Below are 8,936 nucleotides of genomic sequence, written 5' to 3'. Positions count from 1 at the left end.
TATGACATCTTCGGTCAGCCCTACCTTGATTGTTTGGGTGGTTTCGGAGTGTTTACGGTGGGCCGTAATCACCCCCGGGTGATCAAAGCGGTTGAAGAACAATTGGAACGTCTACCGCTATCCACCCGGACATTGTTCAACAAACAGCAGGCAGACCTGGCCGAAAAGCTGGCCCAAGTCACTCCCGGAGAATTACAATATTCCTTTTTCTGCAACAGCGGCACGGAGGCCATGGAAGGAGCGATCAAACTTGCTCGGCTTTATACCGGCCGGAAAAAGCTGATCTCGGCTCTCGATAGCTTTCATGGAAAGACCATGGGATCCTTGAGCGTCTCGGGACGAGACAGCTACAAAAAACCCTTCGAACCATGCATTCCCGAGACATTTCAGGTCCCGTTCAACGACATCGGGGCTATGGCCCGAACAGTTGACCGGGATACGGCGGCGGTGATCCTGGAGGTAGTTCAGGGAGAAGGCGGGATCAATATCGCTACCCCAGACTATCTTCCCGAGGTACGCGCGATCTGTCAACAAAACGGTTGTCTCCTGATCCTCGATGAAGTGCAGACCGGGCTGGCTCGGACCGGGACCATGTTTGCCTGTGAACAGTACGGCATCGTTCCCGACATCATGACTTTAGCCAAGGGGTTGGGCGGTGGAGTGCTTTCCCTGGGAGCTTTTATCAGTACTGCGGAAATCTGGAAAGTGTTTGAGGATAATCCCTATATTCATACTTCGACCCTGGGGGGAAATCCCCTGGCCTGTACGGCCGGATTGGTTACCTTGCAGATTATTGAGGATGAGGATCTGTGTACCCAGGCCCGGGAAAAGGGGAGGTATCTTCTGGAAAGACTGCGGTCCATTCAGGCCGATTTTCCGGAAATCATCCGGGATGTACGGGGGATGGGTCTGATGATCGGTATTGAATTTCCCGATTCCGACGTCTCAAGCCTTTTGGCTATGGAAATGGCGCAGCGCAAGGTCCTGGTCGCCTATACTCTGGACAACCGGAAAGTGATCCGATTTGAACCGCCGCTGACGGTCAGCCGGGAAGAAATGGACACGATTCTCGTCCGCTTTACGGAATCCCTCAAGGTGGTTCGGAGCATTATAGAAGAGATAGGAGGGTAAAAGAAATGGCCGAAGTCGAAACCGCATTGGTGGTGAACTGGCCGGTGGACATGGTCTATGAGAAAGCGAAAGACATCGAGGCCCTGGCCAGGTTTCTCCCGGACCTGAAGGAAGTCCGGGTTCTATCTCGGGAGGGTAACCAGGTGGAGAGTTTCTGGAAGGGTGAGTTCCAGAGACGGGAAGTCAAGTGGCGGGAGCGGGACATCTGGGACGACGAGAAACGCGAGTGCCGGTTCCACCTTCTGGAAGGAGATTTCAAGAAATACCAGGGGATCTGGCGTTTCTTGCCTGATAACGAGAAAACCCGGATTGAACTCAAGCTCGAGTACGACCTGGGATTGCCTCTGATCGGTCCCCTGATCAACGCTTTTTTGAAAAAGAAAATGACCGAGAACTCCCAAAGCATGCTGAAAGCCCTCCAACAGATTCTGGATGCCTGAGTGAACAGGATCGTATGGACAGTTTCGCCTTTATAATCCACGCTTTCAGTGCCCAGGATATCAAGGATCACCTGAAACCTCTGCGCCTGGTTCCCGGTCGGCTGGTGGAAGCCCTGGCCGCCCGCCGTAAGCCCTTTATCCTATCTGAGGTACGCGGGATCGTCTCGCAGGCCAACGGAAAAGAGATCAAGGGCTGGTTCGTCGGGTTGCCCATGACTTCCCGGGTCCTTTTGGAGTATTCTGATGCCTACGTTGCCAGAAAAATCCGGGAATGCGGGCGGTTGGCCGAGGAATACGGAGCGAAAGTGATCGGTCTGGGGGCGTTTACTTCTGTGGCCGGCGATGGAGGGATCACCGCCAAGCAGGGACTGAATATCAACGTTACCACCGGAAACAGCTATACCGTGGCCACCGCTCTTGAAGCGTTGCGGATTGCCTGTCCCAAAGTGGACATAGACCTGGACCGGGAAACAATCGCCGTGGTGGGGGCGACCGGTTCCATCGGCCGGGCTTGTGCGCTCGTGCTGGCCCGGGGAGGGAAAACCGTCCGGGTGGTGGGAAGGGATTGGGAAAAAACGGAACGAATCCAGCGGGAAGTTCGGGAAGCGGGCGGCAGGACGGTCGATGGGTCTGTTTCGGTTGAGGAAGGGATTCGGGGGGCCCGGGTGATCATCACCGTAACCTCGGCGGTGAAAAGCATTGTCAAGCCTGAGTGGATCGAGCGGGGAGCGGTGATTTGCGATGTCTCCCGTCCCCGGAATATCGCCGAAGAAGTGGTCAAAGCCAGACAAGATGTCCTGGTCATCGAGGGTGGGGTGGTTGATGTGCCGGGGAATCCGGACTTCGGCATGGATTTCGGCTATCCTCGCGGAAAATCCTATGCCTGTATGGCGGAAACGATGGCCCTGGTGCTGGAAGAACGCTACGAGGACTATACCCTGGGTAAGGAAGTCGTGGTGGAAAAAGTGGAAGAGATCGAACGAATCGCCGGCAGGCATGGTTTTCGGGTGTCCGGCTTGCGGGGTTTCGGGAAAGAATTGAGCGACGAAGAAATCGAACGGATACGCAAGGCCTATTAAGGAACGAAGAGATGGTCTTAGCCCGGGTTAAGAACCCAGGTACACCAGGAGATCGGGAACAGAGTCGTTGGGTGTTTTCCTGGTGTTAACGATTAGGGGGGGGATGATAATGGTTTTGCCTTGGCGGCTTCTTCTCGTCCTTTGTATTGCGCTTCACCTGATGATTGGCCTGTTCACTTCCTGTACGATAGTCCCAAATGTTTTGCCGCTATCGTCTGACGATATTAGGCTGGTGGCCAGATATGGCTGGGGTGGCCGTTATGTCATACGGTGGGCTACCTCCATCGTGGAGGTCTACGATACCACCGGTCATCCCCGTCTCCCGGAGGTTATCCATCGTTGGAACGAAGTCCATGGAGAGTGGCTCCGGTTTCGCTTGACCGATAATCCAACCAGCCCGCTGCGAGTGAGTTACGACCCCGAGCTCGGGCGGGATGGATATTGTGGTCTGGCCGCCATTTGGCGGGACGCGGAGAATCGGATTATTCGCTCAGAGGTCCGTGTCAATCCCGAACCTGGATGCCAGGACCCATTCCTGATCCTTCTTCACGAATTCGGTCATGCAGCCGGTTTTCGTGGTCATACCACTGATGGGAGCGTCATGGACGTACCGGTAATCACCGAGGTGATCACCGGTACCATCGTCCGTTTTTTCGAGAGCCTGGGTCGCTTGTCTCCGGGAGAAGTTCTCACCGCTGTTTCTCTTCCACCCACCGTTAGCATCGATGGACTATGGCGGGGGCGTATGGCCAGTGAAGCGATGCCGGAGACCACCGTCACTTTCCATCTTAGGCAGCGGGGTTCCCGGGTAGAAGGGAGGTTTGCTGCGGAAAACGGGATGGCTGGCAATGTCACCGGCAGTCTGAGCGGGGAAGTGCTTCTGTTCGAACTTGGGTCGGCAGACCCCGCCTGTTCCGAACCCCTGATCGGTCTGGCCAATTTCTTTGACGAAACCATGCTCTTTTCTTTCAGTGGCCGGGATTGCCTGGGGGAACACCCTGACGGTCTGGGCCGAGCGGAAAGACCCTAACGCAATCAACAGGGTCTTATTCTGAGCTAAGGATCAAAAGGAACCAAATCTTACCAGGGGCATGTCAAGGTGTTTAAAAAGAAAATCAGCCAGTCGGGACCCGACGGACGGCTTTTTGGAAAAGGAGTAGGGAGATTTGAAGCAATCTCCTTCGGTTACATTTCAGGTGATGTAGTAGGTCGATGAGAGATGACAAATGACCGGGGAAAGCCTCCGGAATTCTTGGGACAAAGTGATCCCGCGGTGCGAGAGAAAAACGAATTTTGAGAAATACAGACTATAGGCGGTAGATTTTTAGGCAAAACAAAAACTTGATTCTACTGCAATAAGTAATTTTGCTGCAAAAGAACGAAGGAAACCTGGGCCTGAGTTGCCTAAATCAGCCGCCGAAATCACCGCATTTTCGAAGTAAAAAGGCCAAGGACGGCCTTTTCAGCAGCACCGCAACCGGACGTGGTCATTGATGCGTGCCAGAAAATGCCAGATGAGGCGTTGCTGAGGGCAACGGGGTCTTGCTGAAGTGAGTTTTTGCAGCAAAATCAAACTTGCGTTGGTATTATCTAAAGCCTGAACCGCTAAACACCTACAGCCTGTATTTAACGAGGAGGAGATGAAGTGGAGAAGACTAAAGAAGAAAGCCGGGAATGCCCGCAATGCGGGAGATCCATGCGGATAAGACACCGGAAGTCTGACGGGAAGCCCTTCTGGGGATGTACGGGATTTGCGACTGAAGAGTGCCGATATGCCGAAGATTACCTGGGGCACGCACAGGTTGACAATGCCAGAAAGGGTAGTAAGCAACTTGAGGGGGACACCAGGGATTGTCCACGTTGTGGTAAACCCATGCAGGTCAAGAGCCGCCGATCAGACAATCATCTTTTCTGGGGATGTACCGGCTATGCCAATGGGGAATGCCGGTACACGGAAGATTACTCGGAAGAGTCTGGTTGATCAACCCGCTATAACCCGTCTCCCCTCTATTCCCGCTATTGGTGTGTCATGGGGGGAGACGGTAAGATGCTTTACTTGGCTTTATCCCGTCTTCGGAAGCCAAGAAGCTCTCCCGGGCCTTCGGATTGAAACGCTCCCCTACCCTGGTCCGCTTCACCTCTCCCCGGAAACCCAAGCTGCGCTTCCTCGGGTAAATCCTCTGTACCCCCAAGGAAAGGAGAGTTTGCAAGGCAGGTTTATAGTGCCACCATAGTCGTCATTAAAGTGGCGAAGTCGGGTTTTACCGATCGGATATAGCGTCCCGGAAAAGATCCACAAACCTCTCCACCAGCGCCGGGTCGAGCTGAGTACCGGCACAGCGCCTGAGTTCACCCAGGGCCTCATCCGGGCGCAAGGTCTCCCGGTAGGGGCGGTGATTGGTCATGGCATCGTAAGCATCCACGATGGCGCTCAGGCGGGAGAGGAGGGGAATGGCCTCCCCGGCCAGTTCCCGGGGATACCCGCTCCCGTCCCAGCGCTCGTGGTGGGCCAGGATCTCCTCGGCGATATGGGCCAGCTCATCGGTGGAGCGGGCGATGCGGTAGCCGGTCTCCGGGTGCTGGCGGACCAAGACCCACTCCTCGGGGGAGAGAGGACCGGGCTTCCTGAGGACCGCGTCAGGCAACGTGATCTTGCCGATGTCGTGAAGGGTGTTCAGGAGCGCCAGGCGGTCGAGGTCCGAGGCACAGAGGCCCACCGCCTCTCCCAGCCTCCGGGCCAGCCGCTCCACCCGCTCGGCGTGTTCCTTAGTTTCCCAGCTCTTCTCCCGGAGAGTCTCTTGCAGGGCGGAGAGCACGGCGCTGCGGGCGCTGCGGCTCTCGGCCAGCTTGTGCCGGTACATCCGGTCCTCGGCTTTGCGGAAAATAGCCGGGAAGTCTTCAGACACTGCCGTCTTCTCCGCGGTACCCAAAGCCAGGGACAGGGGAACGTGGTCCACCTGCACCTTCAGGCAAGCCTCCTCGATCCGCCGGGCGATGGCCTCGCTCTCCGCTTGAGCGGTACGGGGCAGGAGGATCAGAAACTCGTCTCCCCCCCCAGCGCCCGATCAGGTCCTCGCTCCGGCACACCTGTTTGAGAACGGCGGCGGCAGCCTGGAGGAGCCGATCGCCCACCTGATGCCCGTAAGCGTCGTTGACCAGTTTCAGGCCGTTGACGTCGGCTATGATGATCCCCATGGGGAATTGCCGCTCGGTGTCCAGACGCTGCATCTCCGCTTCCAGGAAGGCCCGGTTGTAGAGGTCGGTGAGGGAGTCGTGGAAGGAGAGGTGGCGGATGCGTTCTTCGGCGCACCTTCGGTCGGTGATATCCCGTAGAACGCCGTCGCTTCCCATAAGACAGTCTCCATCGAAGATGGGGGTCCAGATATCCTCCAGACATTTCAGCGATCCGTCCTTACACCGCCACCAGGATTCACATCGTCCCTGTTTTCTAATGTTTTTTGTCCTGATTTCCTCAAGACTAAGCATTTGCTGGGTACAAGCGTCGTTTTGAAGCACCTGGGACATAAAAGCCACTCTACCACCCATCTTTTTGATATCGTCCAGGGAATACCCCAGGACCCTTTCGAAGGCCGGGCTCAAGTAGCTGAACTCCCCCGTCGCCGCGTTGAGACTGTAAACGATATCCTGGATATTGTTGACAATCCGCTTGAATTTCTCTTCGGAGTGACGCAGGGCTCTTTGAAAATACCGTTGTTCGGTGATGTCGACGAAGGATCCCATTATACATGAAGGTTCTCCATCGGGATCCCGGACCAGGCTGGCGGAACACTGGAGGTCGAAACTCGATCCGTCGGCTCTGATACCGGCAACTTCCCCAAAAAAAGTTCCTTCTTTTAAAATTCGATCTACAATCCGAATGGCTTGTGCGGGTTGTGCGAAAAAATGCTCGGTTCGTTTTTCAAGAATATCTGTAGTATGACTATAGCCCCACAGGCGGGCGAAGGCCGGGTTTACGTAGAACAATAAGCCATCGAGCTTGGCCAATGCGATAGCGTTTATCGAAGATTCAATAGCGGCGTAGGAGACCTGGAGACGGCGACTGATCTCCCGTTCATCAGTCTGATCACGGAATACCATAACCGCCCCTAATACTTTCTCCCGATTCTGGATGATTGAGGCTTTGCCGGCGATAAAGCGTTCGGAACCGTCCTGGGCAATGAGGATCGTATGGCTCGTTTGTGTGATGGCTCTTCCCTGCCGTAAAGCGATAATAATTGGGTTCTCACGAGGAGAACGGGTTTTTTCATCGATGAGGGAAAAAACCTCACTTACCGGACGATTCTGTGCTTCTTCCGCTGTCCAGCCGGTGAGGGTTTCCGCCGCTGTGTTGAAATTGATTATCCGGGCATTTTCATCGGTACTGATTACCCCTTCGTCGATCGAGAGGAGGGTGGCGATGAGGCGTTCCTCGCTTTCTCGGAGCCGGTGCAGCAGTCGGCCTCGTTCGGTCAGGGAGCGTGATAGCTTTGTATTGCTGTAGCTGGTCTTTATAAGCATACCAGAAAGCTTCATGTAGAGTTTTATGGTTGAATTCAGAGTTGTCCGTTTCAAATGGGGAGCCTGGTTCAAGGCGGTGATGTATAGCTCCTCGTCGAAGCCATACAGGCGGGCCTGGCGGCGAAACATTTCATAATCGATGGGTTCCTCTTCTATAAAGAATTGACCCAGGAAGAGGTTTCCCAGATGTCTTCCGTCCACGACGATGGGAGTAGCGACATCCCATAAACCGTTCTTACACCTGTAAAGCTTGTAGTCTCCCTCCGATACCCCACTGGACAAAAGCGTATCGCTTTCCAGACAATGCTTGGCAGTTACAGGATGAGCCTTATGGAACTTAGCGCAGATCTCTTGCGGACCGGCGGTGGTCAGGACTCGACCTGCGCAGTCGAGTAGAGATATACAGACTCGGGTCACCGCATGGAAGTCATTCAAGAGCGATTGAAACTCGGCAATGTTAATAATATCTGACAATTTCAGAGTTCCGACATCGCCTTTCGGTGAAAGAATGCTCGGGAGTTTTGTCTGTACCTTCCCTTCACTTTCCCAACTGGTCTGTTCTGCCCGTTGCCGGGTGATGAGGAGGCCGACCTGACGGGTATAGATTTCCACCAGACTATGGTTTTTCAGAGTTTTCCCCTTGGACATGAACACGGTAAAATCACCTATCGTTTTTTGCTCTCGCTTGATCCTGATCACGAATATTTCACCGATGGACAATAGGTTTTCAACGAGACTAACGATCGCTGTAGCGATGATTCCGTCGGTTAGATTATGGAAATTCGCGAATCGAGTGATCGTATTGTCACCGATCTTTGTTGCGGGGGCTTTTTCCCAACGTTTTCCTACCGGATCGTATCCAAGGATCATAGCTACCCGTTGCAAATGAGATGCATTTCCGGTCAGAGCGACGGTGGAAGAGTGTAGTCCATCCGGTTCATACAGGTTACAGGCCGCGTATTTCGCTCCTGAGAGTAGTCGTAAGTTCTCGGTGATCTGCTGAAAATCAATTTTTTCCGAGGCCATCTCGAGAAACTCTTGGGAGGCTCGGACTAAGATGGGGAGCGTCTCCTGTTCCTGTTTCCATTCGGTAATATCGCGGAGGGCAACATTCAAAAACCCTACCCGATCAAAGAACAAGGTCATTTCAGCCCAGATTTTGAGGGGATCCAGGTACTCTTCGAACCGTAAACTTTTCCTTTGTTGTATTACTTTCTCCAGGAGCCCGGGCAAATCGGATAATGAAAACCCGACATCGGATAGCACTTCGCTCATGAGTCTCTCCACGACCTGTTCCCGGGGAAGCCTCGTTAAACGCTCAAAAGCCTGATTGATCTCTTTAAAGTGGGCGTCGTAGGGCAGTCCGTTTTGATCGGTCAAGATTTCGCAGCAGGCGAAAGCATCAGGGAACGATTCGACTGTCAACCTAACACCCGGTTTTTGAGGCAAGAGCACTTCACTCCTTCTCGGGATATCCCCAGGGTTACGCTGGAAAAGAAGACTACCAGTTCTCTATCTGGCATAAATTCCTTTGCCGTCTTTCCTCAATCATGTTATCATGAAAAACGATGATAACCTACCCTGCCGTGCGCAATTTCATGCCCTGTAAAAGGCTACCCTAGACTCCCCCAGGCAGATTGATAGCGACAGCAAGTCTTCTAGTAAGGAGGAATATCCGATGGCCAAAGAGCATGGTACCCCGCTACTTCAGAAAAAGCTCCGGGAATTCATCACTGAACCGGACCCCCGCTAGGCCATGCTTGAGGTT

The 8,936-nt window shown here is 54.0% G+C and carries 7 protein-coding genes; 5 read left to right on the top strand and 2 right to left on the bottom strand.

Going from position 1 to position 8,936, the window contains the following annotated elements; all coding sequences use genetic code 11:
- The 5 genes from VLH40_10020 to VLH40_10000 all read left to right on the top strand — a co-directional run.
- Nucleotides 1-1,131 (top strand): aspartate aminotransferase family protein (locus tag VLH40_10020; protein ID HSV32337.1); only part of this gene is annotated, 1,131 nt, incomplete at its 5' end.
- A 5-nt stretch (nucleotides 1,132-1,136) separates the two neighbouring features.
- Nucleotides 1,137-1,571, top strand: a complete 435-nt coding sequence (locus VLH40_10015) for an SRPBCC family protein (protein HSV32336.1) — start codon at nucleotides 1,137-1,139, stop codon at nucleotides 1,569-1,571.
- Nucleotides 1,572-1,585: 14 nt separating this feature from the next.
- Nucleotides 1,586-2,650, top strand: a complete 1,065-nt coding sequence (locus VLH40_10010; protein HSV32335.1) for an NmrA family NAD(P)-binding protein — start codon at nucleotides 1,586-1,588, stop codon at nucleotides 2,648-2,650.
- A gap of 109 nt (nucleotides 2,651-2,759) precedes the next feature.
- Nucleotides 2,760-3,680 (top strand): hypothetical protein, encoded by a 921-nt coding sequence (locus tag VLH40_10005; protein ID HSV32334.1) that lies wholly within the window; start codon nucleotides 2,760-2,762, stop codon nucleotides 3,678-3,680.
- A 615-nt stretch (nucleotides 3,681-4,295) separates the two neighbouring features.
- Nucleotides 4,296-4,631, top strand: coding sequence for a topoisomerase DNA-binding C4 zinc finger domain-containing protein (locus VLH40_10000; GenBank protein HSV32333.1), 336 nt, complete (start codon nucleotides 4,296-4,298; stop codon nucleotides 4,629-4,631).
- 280 nt (nucleotides 4,632-4,911) lie between these two features.
- Here VLH40_10000 and VLH40_09995 read toward each other — a convergent pair whose 3' ends face one another.
- Both VLH40_09995 and VLH40_09990 read right to left on the bottom strand, forming a co-directional pair.
- Nucleotides 4,912-5,613: an HD-GYP domain-containing protein gene (locus tag VLH40_09995; GenBank protein ID HSV32332.1), complete on the bottom strand. Its 702-nt coding sequence runs from the start codon at nucleotides 5,611-5,613 to the stop codon at nucleotides 4,912-4,914.
- Complete coding sequence (locus tag VLH40_09990) at nucleotides 5,549-8,617, bottom strand: PAS domain S-box protein (protein HSV32331.1); 3,069 nt, start codon at nucleotides 8,615-8,617, stop codon at nucleotides 5,549-5,551. Before VLH40_09990 ends, VLH40_09995 begins: the two co-directional genes overlap by 65 nt.
- Between the last annotated feature and the right edge of the window lie 319 nt (nucleotides 8,618-8,936).

It is taken from the genome of Atribacteraceae bacterium (assembly GCA_035477455.1).
Classification (GTDB): domain Bacteria; phylum Atribacterota; class Atribacteria; order Atribacterales; family Atribacteraceae; genus DATIKP01.
The sequence above is the reverse complement of the archived record's forward strand: the minus strand, read 5'-3'. Positions and strand labels throughout refer to the sequence as shown.

Bases quoted from the DNA above. Each gene is read 5' to 3' on its own strand.
- VLH40_10015 (HSV32336.1), top strand. From the start codon at position 1,137: ATGGCCGAAGTCGAAACCGCATTGGTGGTGAACTGGCCGGTGGACATG.
- VLH40_10010 (HSV32335.1), top strand. From the start codon at position 1,586: ATGGACAGTTTCGCCTTTATAATCCACGCTTTCAGTGCCCAGGATATC.
- VLH40_10005 (HSV32334.1), top strand. From the start codon at position 2,760: ATGGTTTTGCCTTGGCGGCTTCTTCTCGTCCTTTGTATTGCGCTTCAC.